Genomic DNA, 18,566 nt, shown 5'->3' on the forward strand with positions numbered 1-18,566 from the left:
ATCACCCTCTTTGCTGTGAACAGCCCGCGCACTGCTTATTCTGGATCTGTTGGAAGAAGTCATTGCCTTTGTCATCCACGAGGATAAACGCCGGGAAGTTTTCCACTTCGATTTTCCAGATGGCTTCCATCCCCAGTTCAGGATAGGCCACGCACTCCAGGCTCTTGATGCTCTGCTGCGCCAGCACCGCCGCCGGGCCGCCGATGCTGCCGAGGTAAAAACCGCCGTGCTTATGGCAGGCGTCGGTGACCTGCTGGCTGCGGTTGCCTTTGGCCAGCATCACCATGCTTGCGCCGTGGGATTGCAGCAAATCGACGTAAGAGTCCATGCGGCCAGCGGTGGTGGGGCCAAGGGAGCCGGACGCATAGCCTTCCGGGGTTTTCGCCGGACCCGCGTAGTAGATCGGGTGATCTTTGACGTACTGCGGCAGTTCCTCACCGTTATCGATAAGTTCCTTCAGCTTCGCATGGGCGATATCGCGGGCCACAATAATGGTGCCGTTGAGGGTCAGACGCGTCGAGACCGGGTGGGCGGAAAGCTGGGCCAGAATCTCGCTCATCGGCTGATTAAGATTGATGCTGACGACCCTGCCTTCACCCTGCTGGCGCAGGTGTTCAGGGATATACTGTCCCGGGTTGCTCTCCAGTTTCTCAATCCAGATACCGTGGCGGTTGATTTTGGCTTTGATATTGCGATCCGCCGAGCAGGAGACGCCCATGCCCACCGGGCACGACGCGCCGTGGCGCGGCAGGCGGATGACGCGGATATCGTGCGCGAAGTATTTGCCGCCGAACTGCGCCCCAAGACCGAGGTTTTGCGCCTCCGCCAGCAGTTCCTGCTCCAGCTGAATATCGCGGAAGGCCTGACCGTGCTCGTTACCTTCGGTCGGCAGTTCGTCGTAATAGTGGGTAGAGGCCAGCTTAACCGTTTTCAGGGTGGACTCCGCCGAAGTGCCGCCAATGACGAACGCGATATGGTACGGCGGGCAGGCGGCGGTTCCCAGGGTGCGCATCTTCTCGACGAGGTAGTTTTTCAGCTTCGCCGGCGTAATTAATGCTTTGGTTTCCTGGTACAGATAGGTTTTATTCGCCGAGCCGCCGCCCTTGGCGATGCAGAGGAATTTGTACTCCTCGCCGTCGGTAGCGTAGAGGTCGATTTGCGCAGGCAGGTTAGTGCCGGTGTTGACCTCTTTATACATATCCAGCGGCGCATTCTGCGAATAGCGCAGGTTGTCCTCGGTATAGGTGTTATAGACGCCGCGGGCGAGGGCCGCTTCATCGCCGCCGCCGGTCCACACGCGCTGGCCTTTCTTGCCCATAATAATCGCCGTGCCGGTATCCTGGCAGGTGGGCAGCACGCCTTTGGCGGCGATGTCAGAGTTGCGCAGGAACTGCAGCGCCACATACTTATCGTTATCGCTGGCTTCAGGGTCGAGAAGGATCTGCGCGACCTGTTTCTGGTGGGACACGCGCAGCATAAACGCCGCATCGTGGAAAGCCTGCTGCGCCAGCAGGGTAAGGGCCTGAGGGTCTACTTTGAGGATCTCCTGGCCTTCGAATTCGGCGATGGAGACGTGCTCTTTGCTTAGCAGATAGTATTCAGTCTTATCTTTTGCCAGCGGAAACGCTTCCTGATAGACAAACGGTTTAGTCGACATTGCTTTGCTCCCTAAGAGTAAAACCGCCGGGGTTCAGCCCGACGGTTATGAATCAGAACATCATGGACATCCACGGATAGCCAATCAGCAGCAGGGCGGCCAGGAAGATGGCGCCGAAAATCGTGCCGAGACGCCAGTAGTCTTTGGTCGGCAGATAGCCGCTGCCGTAGTAAATTGGGCTGGGGCCGGTGCCGTAAGGGGTGATGATCCCCATCACGCCGAGCGAAGTCACCATCAGCAGCACGAAGACCTGCATATTCATCCCCGGAATGGTGGAGGCGATAGTCAGCATCGCCGGCAGCAGTGCGGTGGTGTGCGCGGTGGTGCTGGCAAACAGATAATGCAGCAGGTAGAACGCCAGCAGCAGGACGACGGTCGCAACGCCCGGGGAGATGCCGCTCATCAGCGCGCCGCCCTCTTTACCCAGCCAGGCGATAAAACCGGTGGAGGAGAGGCCGTCGGCCAGCGCCACCAGAGTGGCGAACCAGGCAAAGGTATTCCACGCCGCTTTGTTGCTGGTGATATCGTTCCACGAGAGCACGCCGGTCCACAGCATCAGCACGATAACCAGCAGGGCGGCCAGCGCTGGTTCAATCCATTCGGCGGCGAAGATCCACATCATCAGCGCGAAGCAGACGAAGACCAGCAGCAGGATTTCATTGCGCGACAGGCGGCCCAGTTTTTCCAGCTCGCGGGCGGCCCACAGCGGCACTTCATCGTTGACCTTTACTTCCGGCGGGTAGAACCAGTAGGCCAGCAGCGGCATCGTCAGAATCAGCAGGATACCCAGCGGCAGGAAGGCGATAAACCAGGTGCCCCAGGAGATATTAATGCCGACGATGCTTTTCACCAGCGCCAGCGCCAGCAGGTTCGGCGCGAGCGCAGAGAGAAACATCGAACTGGTGATACAGGCGGCGGTGATCGCCACCCACATCAGGTAGGAGCCGATGCGGCGCGCGCTTGGGTCGTTAGGTTTAGAGCCGTACAGCGGCGGCAGGTTAGCGATAATCGGGTAGATGGTCCCGCCGCTGCGCGCGGTATTGGACGGCGTGAACGGCGCCAGCAGCAGGTCGGCGAAGGTAATGGCGTAGCCCAGCGTCAGGCTGCGGCGGCCGAGATATTTCACCAGAATCAGCGCCAGACGGCGGCCAAACTGGGTTTTATCGTAGCCGGCGGCAAACATGAAAGCACCGAAGATAAGCCATACGGTGGAGTTACCGAAACCGCTCACCGCCCATTTGAAGGAGGCGCCGGCAAGCTTAAAGTTCGGCGCGGCCAGCTGTTCAGGGCTAAAGAGTAGCCATTGGCTGCACAGGGCGATGACCACGACGCCGGTAATACCAATCACCGCGCCGGGCAGCGGTTCGAAGATCAGACCGACGATCACGCCGACGAAAATGGCAAAGTAGTGCCAGGCGTAAGGGGGGAGCCCTTCAGGCACCGGGACGAATAAGAGTAAAACGGCAACGATAATGGGCATCGCCATCATCAGCAGACGTTTATAAGCAGCATTTTTTGCTGCACCGGCAGGCGGTATGGTTGTCTGTTTCTCTTTCATAATGAGTATCTGCAAGTAGTTAAAAATAAGGTTTTGTCACCGGCTAACCGTCCGATTTCTTTAGTTTCGAAAGTTTCTTTAATTATTAATTGTCGGTTGTGGTTATTGCGCTGACCGTTATTTAACGCAGTTTACTGAGCGCTAAATTAAAATATTTGGTTATTTATATATTGCGCTTTCATGCGCCGTTGCAATTGATTGAGATCAAGAAAAGCGGGTTGTCAGACACTTTTTTATTATTGCGGATAACCCTGTTTAGTGAGGTGTTAATTTGTGGGGAATATGACTAAATGTTAAATTTTAATTGATTTGCATAATGAGTTTTAATTTTATCTATTTGAATTGTAATATTTTTATTTTCTTTTGCTTGAGCTGGATGTGTTAACAATGGTTTCCGATTTGTTATCGTTTATCTCTGTTGTGTGAATAAAATATTTTTAATTAATAATACAAAGGAGGTAGTGATGTTATTGCTGGTATTAAATAGTTTTTTAACTAACGTAATTACTTTGGTAACTAAAAATAGCGTTATATTATTGGCATGACTTAAGGGATTACTAAATACAAGTATAAATAATTCCGTCACCCAATTCTGAATTTTCAATATTTAAAATCTGGAGCGTCATGATGACCAGTAACCAACGAATTTTACACCCTTTTACTTTACCGAACGGCACCGAGCTAAAAAACCGCCTGTTGATGGCGCCGATGACCACCTGCACCGGTTATTTTGACGGTACCGTGACCAGTGAACTGGTGGAGTACTACCGCGCTCGCGCCGGCAGCATCGGCGCCATTATCGTTGAATGCTGCTTTATCGATGATTACGGTCTGGCGTTCCCCGGCGCTATCGGTATCGATAATGATGAGAAAGTGGCCGGTCTGGCGAAAATCGCCGCGGCGATCAAGGCCGAAGGCTCAAAAGCGATTCTGCAGATCTACCACGGCGGCCGGATGGTCGACCCGCAGCTTATCGGCGGACGCCAGCCGGTCGCCCCGAGCGCAATTGCCGCGCCGCGCGATGGCGCAGCCACGCCGCGTGCTCTGAGCGGGGAAGAAGTTGAAGGTATGATCGCGAAGTTTGGCGAAGGCGTACGCCGCGCCATTCAGGCCGGTTTTGACGGCGTCGAAATTCACGGCGCGAACACCTATCTGATCCAGCAGTTTTATTCACCAAACTCTAACCAGCGCGACGACGAGTGGGGCGGCAGCCGCGATAATCGCGCCAGGTTCCCGCTGGCGGTGCTCGACATCACCCACAAAATGGCCCGCCAGTACGCCGACGACGCCTTTATTATCGGCTACCGTTTCTCCCCGGAAGAGATGGAAGTCCCCGGCATCCGTTTTGCTGACACCATGTACCTGCTGGAAAAACTGGCCGCCCGCGGCGTGGACTATCTCCACTTCTCGGTTGGCGCCACGCTGCGCCCCTCTATCGTGGATACCAGCGATCCCACGCCGCTGATTGAAAAATACTGCGCCATGCGCTCTGAAACCCTGGCGCAGGTGCCGGTGATGGGCGTGGGCGGCGTGGTTAACGCGGCCGATGCCGGGCAGGGGCTGGATCACGGCTACGACCTGATGGCGGTTGGCCGCGCCTGTATCGCGTATCCTGACTGGACCGCGCGCATTGCCGCTGGCGAAGAGCTGGAACTATTTATTGACAGCACCCAGCGCGAAGCGCTGAACATTCCGGAACCGCTGTGGCGCTTCTCGCTGGTGGAGGCGATGATCCGCGATATGAGCATGGGCGACGCCAAATTCAAACCGGGGATGTTCGTCGAAACCGTTCAGGACGACGCCAACGAACTGGTGATCAACGTCAGCCTGGAAAACGACCGCATCGCCGATATCGCCCTGGCGGCGAGCCCGGTACAGACCATCGAGTTCACCACCAGCTTTGAAGAGATCCGCGAGCGGATCCTCAGCGCCAACACCCCGCATGTGGATGCGATTTCCGGCGCGACCAGCCAGAGCGAAGCGGTGAAAAAGGCGGTTTCCAAAGCGATGCTGAAGTCCAGTAAAGCGCTGGCCGCCGAAGAGGGCGCGGGCGATGCGGCGCCGAAAAGCTACGATGTGGTGGTGGTCGGCAGCGGCGGAGCCGGTCTGGCGGCGGCGATCCAGGCGCACGATGAAGGCGCGAGCGTTCTGATCGTTGAAAAAATGCCGACCATCGGCGGCAACACCATCAAAGCCTCTGCCGGGATGAACGCCGCAGAAACCCGCTTCCAGCGCGTAAAAGGCATCGAGGACAGCAAAGAGCTGTTCTACCAGGAAACGCTGAAAGGCGGCAAAAACAAAAACGACCCGCAGCTGCTGCGCCGCTTCGTGGAGAATGCGCCGGAAGCCATTGAGTGGCTGGCGCGTCGCGGCATTATGCTTAACGATATCACCACCACCGGCGGGATGAGCATCGACCGTACCCACCGTCCGCGCGACGGGTCGGCGGTCGGCGGCTACCTGATCAGCGGCCTGGTGCGTAATATCACCAAACGCGGTATCGATGTCCTGCTGGATACGTCGGTGGAAGAGATCCTGATGAGCGGCGATGAGGTCAGCGGCGTGCGCCTGCTCACCGATGAAAACGAATCGGTTGTGGTACAGACGAAGAGCATTGTGGTGGCCACCGGCGGCTTCAGCGCCAACAGCGCGATGGTGGTGAAATACCGCCCGGATCTGGCGGGTTTTGTGACCACCAACCATAAAGGGGCCACCGGCGGCGGTATCGCGCTGCTTGAACGCATCGGCGCGGGCACCGTGGATATGGGCGAAATCCAGATCCACCCGACCGTCGAGCAGCAAACCTCGTATCTGATTTCCGAATCGATTCGCGGCGGCGGGGCGATTCTGGTGAACCCGCAGGGCAACCGCTTCTTCAACGAAATGGAGACCCGCGATAAGGTCTCCGCCGCGATTATCGCGCTGCCTGAACACTTCGCGTATATCGTCTTTGACGAGCACGTGCGGGCGAAAAACAAAGCCGCCGACGAGTACATCGCCAAAGGTTTCGTCACCAGCGCCAGCTCGCCGCGCCAGCTGGCGGAGAAACTGGGGATGGATTACCATGCTTTCCTCAATACGCTGGAGCGCTACAACGGCTTCGTTGAAAAACAGCATGACGATGACTTTGGCCGTACCACCGCGCTGCGCGCGCCGATCAATGAAGGCCCTTACCACGCGATTCGTATCGCCCCGGGGGTTCACCACACGATGGGCGGCGTGACCGTTAACACCGATACCGCGGTGCTAAACGCCGGTCATCAGGTGATTGCGGGCGCTTTTGCCGCGGGCGAAGTGGTGGGCGGCATTCACGGCGGTAACCGCATCGGCGGCAACGCGGTGGCCGATATCATTATCTTCGGGACCCTCGCGGGCCAGCAGGCGGCGAAACGCGCCAGAAGTTAAGCGTCAGCGACCCCCGCCGGGCTGGCAAATTGACGGCCCGGCTTCTTATCTCTCTGAGGAGGGCGATATGTCCGACAACCGCGTCTACAGCTACTCCGCCGTACTGATGGGGTCGCCCATTCTCCTCAAGCTCTACGTTCACGATGAACCGCTCGCCTCCCGCGTCTTTCAGCTGATTAAAGGCTATGAAGATCTTTTCACCGTTAACCGCGCGCAGTCCCAGGTGATGGATATCAACCATGCCGCCGGGCGGCATCCGGTGACGGTGAGCCGCCCGGTGTATGCGCTGATTAAATGCGCCAAAGCCGCTAGCATGGTACGGGACAGCGCCTTTAACCTGGCGATCGGTCCGCTGGTGAAGCTGTGGCGCATCGGCTTCCAGGGGCAGAGCGTGCCCGCCGCACAGGACATTGCCGCTCGCCTGACGTTAACGCGTCCGCAGGATGTGATCCTCGATGACGCCGCCGGCAGCGTCTATCTTGCCCGCGCGGGAATGGAGATTGACCTGGGGGCCATCGCGAAAGGCTATATCGCTGACCGGGTGCGCGATTATTTGCGGCAACAGGGCGTGAGCGCCGCGCTGATTAATCTCGGCGGCAACGTCCACACGCTGGGCGAATGGTCTATCGGGTTGAAAAAACCGTACTCGGCGGCGGATGCGCTGATTGGCAGCATTGCGGTGGCGGGGCAATCGGTGGTGACCTCGGGCATTTACGAACGCTACTTCGAGCAGGACGGCAAACGCTGGCACCATATTCTCGACCCGCGCAGCGGCTACCCGCTGGATAACGAGCTGGAAAGCGTAACGATTATTTCCGCCGACTCGCTGGACGGCGATATCTGGACCACCCTGATCTACGGCCTCGGCGTAGAGAAGGGATGCGCGGCGCTGCGCCAGCGCGAGGATATCGAAGCGATTTTCGTCACCAAAAACCGCGACGTTATCCTCTCTTCACAGCGCCGTTTCCGCTTTCAACTGCTGGATGACGGCTACCGGCTTACTGGCTGTACTGCTTAAGCAGGCCGTACTGCTCGGCTATCAGGTGGTAGCGATACACCGGGCGTCCGGTGGCGCCATAGTGAATGCTGGTATAAAGAATGTTAATTTGCGCCAGCCAAATCAGGTATTTACGGCATGATACCCGGGATATATTTACCGCTGCCGCCAGCTCGTCGGTGGAGAACTCCACATCCGGATGGGCATCAATCCACTGACAGAGGGTACGCAGCGTCTGCGGCGTCAGGCCTTTTGGTAACTTGCGCGAATCGGCGGCTTCCGGCACGCCGCCGTGGAGCAGCCGGTCGACGTCCGCTTGTTCATAATAGGGTTGACCGGTCATCAGCTTGCGTTTTTCGCGCCAGGCGGTCAGCGCCTCTTCAAAACGCGGAAACTGGAAGGGTTTGATCAGATAGTCCACCACGCCGTAGCGCATGGAAGCCTGAACCGTCGCGGCGTCGGCGGCAGAGGTAATCATTATCACGTCGATAGCCCGCCCGGAAGCGCGAATGGCGGGCAGCAGATCGAGACCGCTATCCTGCTGCATGTAGACATCCAGCAGCACCAGATCGATCTCCAGATCCTTGTCGTTAACCATCTCCCTGGCTTTACTCAGCGTCGACGCCGTGCCGCTGCAGCGGAAGCCGCTGACTCGCCCCACGTACAGGCGGTTCAGTTCGGCAACCATGGCATCATCGTCAACAATTAATACATTTATCACGCACTTTTCCTTTTACTGTCCCACGGGAGATGAACGAAAAATTGGGTAAACACGCCGGGTTCGGATTCTACGGCCAGCGACCCGCCGAGTTCGCGAAGCTGCTGGCTGGCGAGAAACAGCCCGACGCCGCGGTTTTCGCCTTTAGTCGAGAAGCCCTTATTAAAAATATCATCGATAAAGGCTTCCGGGATACCGGGACCATCATCGCTGACTTCGCCGCTTAGCCAGCCGTTCTGATAGTGCAGCAGCAGGCTGACCTCGCCTTCGGCCTGGCCGCTCATGGCATCCAGCGCGTTCTCGATTAAATTGCCCAGCACCGTGACCAGCACGGTGATCTGTTTTTCATTCGGGCAGTCGGGCACCAGACTCTCTTCGGCGAGAGTGAGGGTAAAACCCCGCTCCTTAGCGCGCTGAATTTTGCCGATCAAAAAGCCGGCCACCACCGGTGATTTAATCCGGTGCTGGATTTCGCCGATATCCGCCTGATAGGTGTGGGCGGTCTGCAGCACGTACTCCTCCAGCTTGTCGTAGCTTTTCATATTCAACAGGCCGAGAATCACGTGCAGCTTATTCATAAATTCATGCGACGTGGTGCGCAGGGCATCGACATAGTTCACCATCCCGTCGAGCCGCTGCAGCAGCTGGCTAACTTCGGTTTTGTCACGAAAGGTGCTGATCGCGCCGACCACGTCATCCTCGTCGCGAACGGGAACCGTGTTGCTGATCAGCAGCAGACCGTTGCACCCCAGCTCGCGATCGTAAATCGGCTCGCCGGTTTGCAGAACCTCCTGCAAATCCGCCAGCAGCGGCGTTTGCGCGATGTCGCTATCGGGGCCGCTGAACAGGATATCGCGCGCGGCGGGGTTAATCAGCGTCACCTGGCCGTCGGCGTCCACCGCCACCACGCCCTCTTTTAAAGAGTGCAGCATCGCCTGGCGCTGCTGGAACTGCGTTGAGATCTCCTGCGGCTCGAGGCCCAGCAGAACACGCTTCAGGCCGCGGACCAGGCTCCAGGTGCCGACGGCGCACACAACCGCGCTGAACAGCACGGTCAGGATCACGTCCCAGCGGCTGGCGGCGATCTGTGTATCCACTTTGCTCAGCGAAATGCCAATCGCCACCACGCCGATTTGCCGGCGGCTGTCGTCAAACACCGGGGTGAAGACCCGCAGCGCCGGAGCCAGCACGCCGTGGTTGACGGCGACGTTCTCCTTGCCCGCCAGCGTGGGCCGGATGTCCTCGCCGATAAAGGGTTTGCCGATAATCTGGCTATTGGGATGCGAGTAGCGAATACCGTCCATATTGGTGACGACGGCAAACAGCAGGCCATTGCGTCTGGCGACGGCCAGCGCCAGCGGCTGGATAATGCCGCTCTCCGGCGGCAGCGTCAGGCCGCGCTTGACTTCCGGGGCGTCGGCCAGCGTCCGCGCCACCGCCAGCGCCGTATCTTTGACGCCGTCGCGGGTTGCGCCGCTAATCTGCATAAACCACAGGGCATAGACCAGAATCAGTACTGAACCGATGACGCTGCCGATCATTAAGGTCACGGCGGTGCTCAGCTTCATACTCATTGCGCGTTTACGCGCGGGCGATGCCGGCTGCGCGAATTCATTCATACCCACCCCAGGACAAAACGTTTAGACAGGTATTATCGCTGAACCAGCACCTTTCATAAAGCCGTGTAATAAAGGCAAAATCAGCCTGATCGCCAAGCAGGCGGTCGCTATCTGCCGCCGACGGCCAGCAGATAGTCGATAAACGCCCGCAGCGGCGATGCCATTTGCCTACGGCTGGGGTAGTAAACGTAAAAACCGGGGAAAGCCGGGGTCCACTCTTTTAATCGCTGAACCAGCTGGCCCGTCGCCAGCCAGGGATCAACCTGATGGGCAAACTGATACGCAACGCCTGCGCCTGCGAGCGCCAATGGCGTCAGCATGGCCGGCTCATCGACCACGATGGGGCCTTTGACCGCAATCTCGCAGCTTTCGCCGTCGCGCTGAAACTCCCAGCGATACACGCTGGCGTCGCTTGGCCTTCGATAGGTCAGGCAGGGATGCTGCAGCAAATCCTGCGGTTTATGAAGCTGCGGCGCCTGCGCCAGGTAGCGCGGCGAGGCGACGACTTTCATTTCGAGGTCACCGCTCAGCCTGACGGCAACCATATCCTGATGGAGCTTTTCACCGAGACGAATTCCGGCATCGAAACCTGCCGAAACGATATCGACCAAAGCGTCATCAGTGACGATATCCAGCTCAATTTTGGGGTAGCGCTGCATAAAGCCGCCCAGTACCGGCGCCAGATAATGAATCGCGGCGATGCGCGAAACATTGAGGCGCAGGCGGCCCGCAGGCGCGCTGGCCGTCAGGGCATCGGTCACCGCGTCTTCCAGCGCCGCCAGCGCAGGGGCCAGCCGCTGCATCATGCGTTTACCGGCCTCGCTCGGCGCGACGCTGCGCGTGGTTCGGTGTAATAAACGTACGCCGATGCGCTCCTCAAGTCGGCGGATGGTTGCGCTTAAGGTGGAGGTCGTAACGCCGAGGTGCGCCGCCGCCCGGGTAAAGCTGCCTTGCTCAACGACCATCGCGAAGGCTTTTAATTCCGCAAAATCACTTCCCCGCATTATGGCGATTACCCCAAACAGTCTTGTTGATAATAGGCATATTATCAAATAGTCCCCCGCTGGTTACCATCCTGATGAATATCATTTAACGGACAGGGGAAACGACGATGGCGAGATTTAGCGCAAAAAGAGTTCTTATCACCGGCGCGACCAGCGGGATCGGGCTTGCCGGAGCACAGCGTATCGATCGCGAAGGCGGTTGGGTGATTGCTACCGGGCGCGATCCCCGGCGGCTGGCGCTGCTACGCCGACAGCTCTCGGATCGGGCCAGGGTCATCGACAACGATGCCAGCGATCCCCTGACCGGCGCGGCGCTGGCCGAGGAAATTCATGCCTCCGGCGGGCTTGATGGTCTGTGGCTCAATGCTGGATATGCCGCCGTTGGGGAGCTATCGCAGATTGATGCCGCGGCCTTTGATCACATGATGGCGACCAACGTGCGCGGGCCGGTTCTTCAGATGGCGGCGCTCGCCGGGAAGCTTAATCCGGGGGCCTCGGTGGTGGTGACGGCATCCACTTCCGCTTATGAGGGGGCCGCGGCGGCGAGCCTCTATTCGGCGACAAAAGGGGCGCTGATTTCATTAACCCGCTGCTGGGCATCGGCGTTAGGGGAAAAAAATATCCGCGTCAACGCCCTGGTTCCCGGTCCGATTGATACCGATTTTCGTCATTTTATGCGCGATGAGGTGCGCCGCGAGTTTGAAGCCTCGGTGGTCAGTCGCCTGGCGCTTCACCGTCAGGGGACGGCGGCTGAAGCGGCTGAAGTGGCGCTGTTTCTGCTTTCCGACGCGGCGTCATTCGTCAGCGGAGGCCAGTACGCCGTTGACGGCGGGCTGACCCTGCGCTAATTCATCCTTGACGTCTTAGCTTAACCTCGTCGCGCCTGTGGTTGGATAACGACCAATCGGCAGCTGAATGGCTTCAGGGGGGCGAAAACTGTGACTCCGGTGGCGGTAAAGCGCGTCGCTTAAGCTTTACACTGCCATTGATAGCCATGGTCAATGAAAGGGTTTGCCTCAGGCCTGCGCTTTCGTCCCAGAAGGTTCTTTCGCGTTTAAATGGAGGTTTTTATGAGCAGTAAGCCAACCGCTTCAATGATGGAACGACGCCACCCTGAAACCACCCATATTGATAGTCTTGCCACCCTCGATATGCTGACGCTGCTGCACAAGGATGATAAGCGGATTGCCGATGCCATTGAGGCCTGTTTGCCGGCGATCGCGCGCCTGATTGATAACGCGACGGCGACGCTCAGCCGGGGAGGGCGGCTGGTGATTGTGGGGGCCGGGGCATCGGGCCATGCCGCCGTGCAGGCGGTGAGTGAATTTACCCCGGAGGGAAAACATTCGCTGGTCGGGCTGATTGCCGGCGGGCCGACCGCCGCCCGCCAGGAGCGGGACGCCGCGGCGAATAACTACAACCTTGGGGCTTTTGAACTTCAGGCGCTGCAGTTCAGCAACCAGGATATGCTGCTGGCGCTGACGGTCAGCGGTAAAACGCCATGGGTCTGGGGCGCGATGCGCCACGCCTGGTCGCTGGGCGCGCCGATTGCGGTTGTGACGCAGCAGGCCGCGAGCGAAGCCGCGCAGCTGGCGGATATCATCATCGCCCCGCAAACCGGGCCGGAGGCGGTGGCGGGCTTTGGTAATCCGAAAGCGCAAATCGCGCAGCGGCAGATCCTTAACATGCTGACCACCGGGCTGGCGATTCGCGCGGGACGGGTATATCAAAATCTGCGGGTCGATCTGCAGGCCAGTACCCCGCACGAGGCCGAGCGGCAGATAGCTATCGTGATGGCGGCGACGGCGTGCTCGCGCAGCGAGGCCAAAGCCGCGCTGGCCAGCTGCAATCAGCACTGCCGGACGGCGATATTCATGTTACTCAGCGGGCTGGATGCCTGGCAGGCGCGCGAGCGGCTGGCAGAGCATAACGACCATCTGCGGATTGCGCTGCGCGCGGCGCAGACGGTAGTCTGAATGAACGCACCCGGCGCGTATTCGCGCCGGGTGATAATTTAATTCGCCTATAGCGCTGGCGTTATTCCCCACCTTTTATCCTTTTATTTTTTTTATTCCTGCGCGGGTAAATCGCTATTGCTTTCCCTATTCTCCATGTCGGCGTTTTTTTTACTTTTTTAAGTTAAAAAACCAGGTTAATGGTAATTAGCTATGTGTGCGAAAGTGTAAATGATATTTTAAAATAAAGTAAAAGTGCGTTAATATGTCCTCTCTTATTACACTTGTGCTATGTGATATTTCTATTATGCCTGCAATTAAAAATACGATTATATCTATGACCGCATTAGCGATGTTCGTCAGTACGGCGACTTTCGCAAATGACGATACCTCGAAAAAAACCGATTTCCTGCTGATTGGCGGCGGCATTATGAGCGCGTCGCTGGGGACCTGGCTGCATGAACTCCAGCCGGACTGGAAGCAGGTTATGGTTGAGAAGCTGGATGGCGTCGCGCTGGAGTCCTCTAACGGCTGGAACAACGCCGGTACCGGACACTCGGCGAATATGGAGCTGAACTATACGCCGGAACGCCCGGACGGCACCATCGACGTCAGCAAAGCGCTGGATATTAACGAACAGTTTATGATCTCCCGCCAGTTCTGGACGGCGCAGGTCAAACGCGGCATTTTGCACGATCCGCACTCCTTTATTAACTCCACCCCGCACATGAGTTTCGTCTGGGGAGATAACGTCGATTATCTGCAAAAACGCTACGCTGCGCTGCAGCAGACTACGTTATTCCAGGGGATGAAATTCTCTACCGACCACGCGCAAATAAAAGAGTGGGCGCCGCTGGTGATGGAAGGGCGCGATCCGCAGCAGCGCGTTGCGGCGACCTGGACCCCGGTGGGTACCGACGTTAACTATGGGGAAATAACCCGCCAGCTGATCGGTAGCCTGAAGAAAAATAACAACTTCACGCTGCAAACTTCTTCAGAAGTCACCGATTTTAAACGCAACGCCGATAATTCCTGGCACGTCACGATTAAAAACGTGAATAGCGGCGAGGAGCAGGCGATCGATGCGAAATACGTATTTATCGGCGCCGGCGGCGGCGCGCTGAAATTACTGCAAAAAACCGGTATTCCGGAAGCGGATAATTACGCCGGCTTCCCGGTAGGCGGTTCCTTCCTGATGACCGAAAACCCGGCGGTGACCAAAGCGCACCAGCAAAAAGTTTACGGTCAGGCCTCGGTGGGCGCGCCGCCGATGTCGGTTCCGCACCTTGATGCCCGTTTCCTCGACGGCAAGCGCGTGGTGCTGTTTGGGCCATTCGCCACCTTCTCGACCAAATTCCTGAAAAACGGTTCGTTCCTTGACCTGCTGAGCACCACCACCACCGATAACGTGCTGCCGATGACCCACGTGGGTCTGGACAACTTCGATCTGGTGAAATACCTCATCAGCCAGGTGATGCTGAGCGACGACGATCGTTTTGCGGCGCTGAAAGAGTATTACCCAAGCGCGCGTAAAGAGGACTGGAAGCTGATTCAGGCCGGTCAGCGCGTACAGATCATCAAAAAAGACGCAGAGAAGGGCGGCGTGCTGAAGCTGGGCACCGAAGTGGTGGTCGACGAGCAGAAAACCATCTCCGCGCTGCTGGGCGCTTCGCCGGGGGCTTCTACCGCCGCGCCGATTACCCTGAACGTGATTAAGCAGATGTTCCCTGAGCAGTTTAATTCGGCGGAATGGCAGCGCCGTATTCACGATATCGTACCGAGCTACGGTCAGAAGCTGAACGGCAACGTCGCGCTGACCCAGCAGGTTTGGGATGACACCGCGGCTGCGCTGCAGCTGACCAAACCGCCGGTAATTGAGATGAACGCCACCGCGCCGGTGATGACCGCCAAACCGGCAGAGCCGAAGGCGGAAACGTCGCCGCAGCACGATATGGCGCTGTAAGCCCGCGCCGTTGACATTGCCCGGTGGCGGCTGATGCCTCACCGGGCCCACGGGCCTCCCTTCGCCGTCCCGGCGAAAACGATACATTGTCATTATCCCTCTCCTCGCGCTGTTATCCCCCTTCCGGCTAATCCTTCATTCGTTAATTGCGGTTATACTGTCTTGAAATTACGAAAGAAAATGCAGGTGAAGACCGAAATGCGGAGCGCAGGGCAATGAAAGACGACATTAATCAGGACATCACCTTCCGCAAGCTGTCGGTATTTATGATGTTTATGGCTAAGGGCAATATCGCCAGAACCGCTGAAGCTATGCAGCTGAGCGGCGTCAGCGTTCACCGGGCGCTGCATACCCTGGAAGAGGGCGTCGGCTGTCCGCTGTTTATTCATAAAGGGCGCAATCTGCTGCCGCTGCCGGCGGCGTGGACGCTGCTGGAGTACTGCCAGGATGTGATGAGCCTGATGACCCGCGGGCTGGAGGCGACGCGCAAAGTAGCCGGCGTCGGGCAGGGGCGGCTGCGGATCGGTACGCTGTACTCGCTGACCCTTGAAACCGTGCCGCGCATTATTATGGGCATGAAGCTGCGTCGTCCGGAACTGGAGCTCGATCTCACCATGGGCTCCAATCAGATGCTGCTGGATATGCTCGAAGATGACGCGCTCGATGCGATCCTGATCGCCACCAATGAAGGTGAATTCAATAATTCGGCGTTTGATGTGGTCCCGCTGTTTGAGGATGATATCTTCCTCGCCGCTCCGGCGACGGAGCAGCTCGATACCACCGCCCCCGCCGAGCTACGCGATTACGCCAGGCGTAAGTTCGTTTCGCTGGCGGAAGGTTTCGCCACCTATGCCGGATTTCAGGACGCTTTTCAGGTGGCCGGATTTGAGCCTGAAATCGTCACCCGAGTGAATGATATCTTTTCGATGATTAGCCTGGTGCAGGCGGGGGTAGGCTTTGCCCTGCTGCCGGGCCGCATGAAAAAGGTCTATGAAAACGATGTTCAGCTGCTGAAGCTGGCGGAGCCGTATCAGATGCGCCAGCTGATCTCCATTGTCTACTCGCACCATCGCGAGCGCGACGCCGACCTGCTGGCGCTGGCGGCTGAAGGGCGGATGTACGCCCGCAGCCTCAGCCGTTAAGCCGGTTCGCAAGGTGACGGGCGACGTCGATACCGCTGCGCTCCAGCGAAATGCACTCTCCCTGCCAGCCCGCCTGGCGGGTGAGGCAGGTCAGCACGCCGCCGGGGGGCATCTCGATCGCCAGCCGCGCGTCCCGTTCATCGGCGGCGATCGTGGCCTCCTGCCAGCGCACGGTTCGCGCCATATTCAGCGCCAGATCGTCGGCTATTCGCAACGGGTCCCATAACACGCGCGCCGTGGAGCCGCTCAGATACGCGCAGCGCGGTCGTTGCAGCGTGACGTCAGAGAAGGCTTTTGCCAGCTTAGCCGCCGGTTCATTCAGCAGCGCGCAGTGGGAAGGGACGCTAACCGCCAGCCGCTGAGCTTTACTGGCCCCAGCCGCCAGCGCCAGCTGGGCCACGCGCGCCATCTCGTCGTCGCGTCCGGCAATCACAATCTGCGTTTCAGCGTTAAGGTTGGCGATATAGAGGTCGCTGTCGGCAATCAGCTGTTCCACGCGGTCGAGCGTCAGGCCCATAATGGCGGTGAGCCCGTAGCCGTGGGGATAAGCCTGCTCCATTAAATCGCCGCGTAGCGCCACCAGCCGCAGGGCGTCGCTAAACGCCAGCGCATCGGCAATCACCGCCGCCGGGAAAGCCCCAATCGACAGGCCGCTGACCATGTCCGGATTCACTCCGTGACGCCGCAGTTCTCGCGCCCAGGCGACGCCTGCGATCAGCAGGCACAGCTGCACCGCGCGCGTGTGTTTTAACGCGGCGGCGCTATCTAAATGGTCTACTTCTTCGCCGAGCACGGTCCGCGCTTCGGCGAGAATATTCTGGCGGTCGGGAAGGTCGGCCAGCATATCCGGCCGCTGGTTTCCCTGACCGGGAAAGGTAAAGAGAATTTTCATGCTTCCTCCCTGTTCCACGGCGACGCGGTCAGGCGCGCGCCGCGGGACGTTTTCAGCAGGACGCGGCCATCGCGCAGCCACTCATTTAGCGCAAACGCCCCGACGGGCGTTTCGACCTGGGTATCCGCCCGGCACGGCAGCTGCGCGACGCGGGACTGCCAGGCGAGCAGCGCCTCGCGGGGAAGCGGCAGCGGCGCGCGGATCAGCAGATCGAGATCGCTGGCGGCGTGCAGCACGGGAATTTCGGTGGTCAGCGCGTAGCCGGTACCGCCGGTAATGCCCCAGCGCCACGGCCAGGGATGTAAGGTCAGTGATATCGCCGCCTGAACCGGCGGCTGAGAGACAAACGGCGAGCGCAGGAGCAGCTGGCGGTCGGCGAGGGCTTCCGGGCTGACGGTACGGACGATATTTTCCCTCAGTACCCAGCCTGCGGCCCGCTGCTCGCGTTTCATACCCCGTACGCCCACCGGAACGCGGGCGTCGGCGTCAACGTCGCGTCGTACCACCACCGGCAGGCTAATACGCCAGTGCTGTGCGACCCAGGGCTCCTCAATCGCCTCCAGCGCGGCGGCATTATTCAACCAGATTAAATCGTGAGGACGCGGCGTTAATGACATCGTTAGATCCCTGACGTTAAAGTGATAAACAGCGGCAGCGACAGGATACACAGAACCGAGCTTAACAGCAGCACCGCTTCCGCATCCGGCGACTGCACGCCAAAGCGGTTGCCGAAGACCACGCCGAAGAAACCGGCCGCGAGGGCAATCATCAGAATCGCGGTAATGGCGATTGAACCGTGCAGCCCCAGCAGCATCACCAGACCCCAGGCGATAAACGGCTGCACCAGCAGTTTAACCACGGTAGAGGTGGCAATCAGCGTATTGAGCTGCAGCTTGCGCGCTGACAGGATTACCCCGGTGAGGAACAGCGCCGCGGCGGTCGCCGCCAGGCCCAGCGGCTTGATAGCGGCCAGCAGCAGATCCGGCATTTTGATACCGATCGCCGAGAGCACAACCCCCAGCAGCGGACCCCAGACAATCGGTTTTTTCACCGAACGCCACATCAGTACCGGCAGCATCGCCAGCGTCGAACCGCTGTTCTCTCCGGCGGCGAGCGCTTTTTCACGCTCCAGAATCAGCAGGCAGAACGGCGTCATCAGTACCGAGCCGCAGGCGATGGAAACGGCCACGGAGAGGGAGGTTGACGCGCCTTCGCCGAGCACGCTGCCCAGAATCGGCAGGCCAAGGGCGGCGTAGTTCGGCAGCGCGACGGTCAGGGTTAGCACGGCGGCATCCTGCGGCGAGCGCTTGAAGACGCGGGTGGCGAGGAAGTAGATGGCCGCATAGGTAATCCACATCGCTCCGGTGAGCACCAGCACCAGCGGCGATTGCGCGACAATACCGCTCCACGGCGTTTGCACCGTGGCGCTAAACAGCGTCGCGGGCAGGGCGAAATCCATTACGAAAATGTTGAGTAACGAGACGTTTTTGTTGTCGACCATTTTGGCCTTACCGGCCCAGAAGCCCAGCAACATGATGACAAAAATCGGCGCGAGGGCATGAATAATCACATAAGTCATAAATCACCTGTTAATAAAATAGAGTACTGGCGCGATTGTTATAATTTCTAAAAGCGGTCTCTTCCTGAGGCACGCTA

General features: G+C 58.6%; 14 protein-coding genes. 6 read left to right on the top strand and 8 right to left on the bottom strand.

The genetic code is table 11. From position 1 onward, the window contains the following. Position 1: 1 nt before the first annotated feature. Together fumA and ACE3MN_RS11920 are read right to left on the bottom strand one after the other, a co-directional pair. On the bottom strand, positions 2 to 1,657 hold the full coding sequence (gene fumA, locus ACE3MN_RS11915; RefSeq protein ID WP_064342768.1) for a class I fumarate hydratase FumA: 1,656 nt from the start codon (positions 1,655 to 1,657) through the stop codon (positions 2 to 4). Between the two features lie 52 nt (positions 1,658 to 1,709). After that, a complete protein-coding gene (locus tag ACE3MN_RS11920; protein ID WP_004135580.1) occupies positions 1,710 to 3,215 on the bottom strand; it encodes an anion permease in 1,506 nt (501 codons plus the stop codon). 627 nt (positions 3,216 to 3,842) lie between these two features. Here ACE3MN_RS11920 and ACE3MN_RS11925 point away from each other — a divergent pair. Beyond that, a complete protein-coding gene (locus ACE3MN_RS11925) occupies positions 3,843 to 6,620 on the top strand; it encodes a flavocytochrome c (protein ID WP_375364389.1) in 2,778 nt (925 codons plus the stop codon). Positions 6,621 to 6,687: 67 nt separating this feature from the next. Next, positions 6,688 to 7,638: an FAD:protein FMN transferase gene (locus ACE3MN_RS11930; RefSeq protein WP_024358018.1), complete on the top strand. Its 951-nt coding sequence runs from the start codon at positions 6,688 to 6,690 to the stop codon at positions 7,636 to 7,638. Here ACE3MN_RS11930 and dcuR read toward each other — a convergent pair. The 3 genes from dcuR to ACE3MN_RS11945 form a co-directional block, all read right to left on the bottom strand. Beyond that, positions 7,619 to 8,338 (bottom strand): two-component system response regulator DcuR, encoded by a 720-nt coding sequence (gene dcuR, locus ACE3MN_RS11935; RefSeq protein WP_004119659.1) that lies wholly within the window; start codon positions 8,336 to 8,338, stop codon positions 7,619 to 7,621. The two genes, ACE3MN_RS11930 and dcuR, sit on opposite strands and share 20 nt — an antisense overlap. After that, positions 8,335 to 9,954, bottom strand: a complete 1,620-nt coding sequence (locus tag ACE3MN_RS11940) for a sensor histidine kinase (RefSeq protein ID WP_049086138.1) — start codon at positions 9,952 to 9,954, stop codon at positions 8,335 to 8,337. Before ACE3MN_RS11940 ends, dcuR begins: the two co-directional genes overlap by 4 nt. A 107-nt stretch (positions 9,955 to 10,061) precedes the next feature. Further along, on the bottom strand, positions 10,062 to 10,958 hold the full coding sequence (locus ACE3MN_RS11945) for a LysR family transcriptional regulator (protein WP_102649681.1): 897 nt from the start codon (positions 10,956 to 10,958) through the stop codon (positions 10,062 to 10,064). 107 nt (positions 10,959 to 11,065) lie between these two features. Here ACE3MN_RS11945 and ACE3MN_RS11950 point away from each other — a divergent pair, with 107 nt between their 5' ends. The 4 genes from ACE3MN_RS11950 to ACE3MN_RS11965 all read left to right on the top strand — a co-directional run bounded on the left by ACE3MN_RS11950 (position 11,066) and on the right by ACE3MN_RS11965 (position 16,018). Continuing rightward, entirely contained in the window at positions 11,066 to 11,806 is a 741-nt protein-coding gene (locus tag ACE3MN_RS11950) for an SDR family oxidoreductase (RefSeq protein ID WP_102649680.1), read from the top strand. 222 nt (positions 11,807 to 12,028) lie between these two features. Then, positions 12,029 to 12,934 carry an N-acetylmuramic acid 6-phosphate etherase gene (locus ACE3MN_RS11955; RefSeq protein ID WP_064342764.1) on the top strand — a complete coding sequence of 302 codons (906 nt, stop codon included), beginning with the start codon at positions 12,029 to 12,031 and terminating at the stop codon, positions 12,932 to 12,934. 286 nt (positions 12,935 to 13,220) lie between these two features. Next, the gene (gene mqo / locus ACE3MN_RS11960; RefSeq protein ID WP_004135591.1) at positions 13,221 to 14,876 is read left to right on the top strand and encodes a malate dehydrogenase (quinone); all 1,656 of its coding nucleotides are present in this window, start codon (positions 13,221 to 13,223) and stop codon (positions 14,874 to 14,876) included. A 215-nt stretch (positions 14,877 to 15,091) separates the two neighbouring features. Beyond that, entirely contained in the window at positions 15,092 to 16,018 is a 927-nt protein-coding gene (locus tag ACE3MN_RS11965) for a LysR substrate-binding domain-containing protein (protein ID WP_004135593.1), read from the top strand. Here ACE3MN_RS11965 and mdcH read toward each other — a convergent pair. Genes mdcH through ACE3MN_RS11980 form a run of 3 tightly spaced genes read right to left on the bottom strand, consistent with a single transcriptional unit; the run spans position 16,008 to position 18,489 of the window. Further along, complete coding sequence (mdcH, locus tag ACE3MN_RS11970) at positions 16,008 to 16,910, bottom strand: malonate decarboxylase subunit epsilon (protein WP_064371788.1); 903 nt, start codon at positions 16,908 to 16,910, stop codon at positions 16,008 to 16,010. The genes ACE3MN_RS11965 and mdcH overlap by 11 nt on opposite strands. Then, on the bottom strand, positions 16,907 to 17,527 hold the full coding sequence (locus ACE3MN_RS11975; protein ID WP_102649679.1) for a malonate decarboxylase holo-ACP synthase: 621 nt from the start codon (positions 17,525 to 17,527) through the stop codon (positions 16,907 to 16,909). The genes mdcH and ACE3MN_RS11975 overlap by 4 nt, the downstream gene beginning before the upstream one ends. 2 nt (positions 17,528 to 17,529) lie before the next feature. Continuing rightward, the gene (locus tag ACE3MN_RS11980; RefSeq protein ID WP_024358025.1) at positions 17,530 to 18,489 is read right to left on the bottom strand and encodes an AEC family transporter; all 960 of its coding nucleotides are present in this window, start codon (positions 18,487 to 18,489) and stop codon (positions 17,530 to 17,532) included. Positions 18,490 to 18,566: the final 77 nt, after the last annotated feature.

The organism is Klebsiella grimontii (assembly GCF_042137965.1).
Classification (GTDB): domain Bacteria; phylum Pseudomonadota; class Gammaproteobacteria; order Enterobacterales; family Enterobacteriaceae; genus Klebsiella; species Klebsiella grimontii.

Bases quoted from the DNA above. Each gene is read 5' to 3' on its own strand.
- fumA (WP_064342768.1), bottom strand. From the start codon at position 1,657: ATGTCGACTAAACCGTTTGTCTATCAGGAAGCGTTTCCGCTGGCAAAA.
- ACE3MN_RS11920 (WP_004135580.1), bottom strand. From the start codon at position 3,215: ATGAAAGAGAAACAGACAACCATACCGCCTGCCGGTGCAGCAAAAAAT.
- ACE3MN_RS11925 (WP_375364389.1), top strand. From the start codon at position 3,843: ATGACCAGTAACCAACGAATTTTACACCCTTTTACTTTACCGAACGGC.
- ACE3MN_RS11930 (WP_024358018.1), top strand. From the start codon at position 6,688: ATGTCCGACAACCGCGTCTACAGCTACTCCGCCGTACTGATGGGGTCG.
- ACE3MN_RS11940 (WP_049086138.1), bottom strand. From the start codon at position 9,954: ATGAATGAATTCGCGCAGCCGGCATCGCCCGCGCGTAAACGCGCAATG.
- ACE3MN_RS11945 (WP_102649681.1), bottom strand. From the start codon at position 10,958: ATGCGGGGAAGTGATTTTGCGGAATTAAAAGCCTTCGCGATGGTCGTT.
- ACE3MN_RS11950 (WP_102649680.1), top strand. From the start codon at position 11,066: ATGGCGAGATTTAGCGCAAAAAGAGTTCTTATCACCGGCGCGACCAGC.
- ACE3MN_RS11955 (WP_064342764.1), top strand. From the start codon at position 12,029: ATGAGCAGTAAGCCAACCGCTTCAATGATGGAACGACGCCACCCTGAA.
- mqo (WP_004135591.1), top strand. From the start codon at position 13,221: ATGCCTGCAATTAAAAATACGATTATATCTATGACCGCATTAGCGATG.
- ACE3MN_RS11965 (WP_004135593.1), top strand. From the start codon at position 15,092: ATGAAAGACGACATTAATCAGGACATCACCTTCCGCAAGCTGTCGGTA.
- mdcH (WP_064371788.1), bottom strand. From the start codon at position 16,910: ATGAAAATTCTCTTTACCTTTCCCGGTCAGGGAAACCAGCGGCCGGAT.
- ACE3MN_RS11975 (WP_102649679.1), bottom strand. From the start codon at position 17,527: ATGTCATTAACGCCGCGTCCTCACGATTTAATCTGGTTGAATAATGCC.
- ACE3MN_RS11980 (WP_024358025.1), bottom strand. From the start codon at position 18,489: ATGACTTATGTGATTATTCATGCCCTCGCGCCGATTTTTGTCATCATG.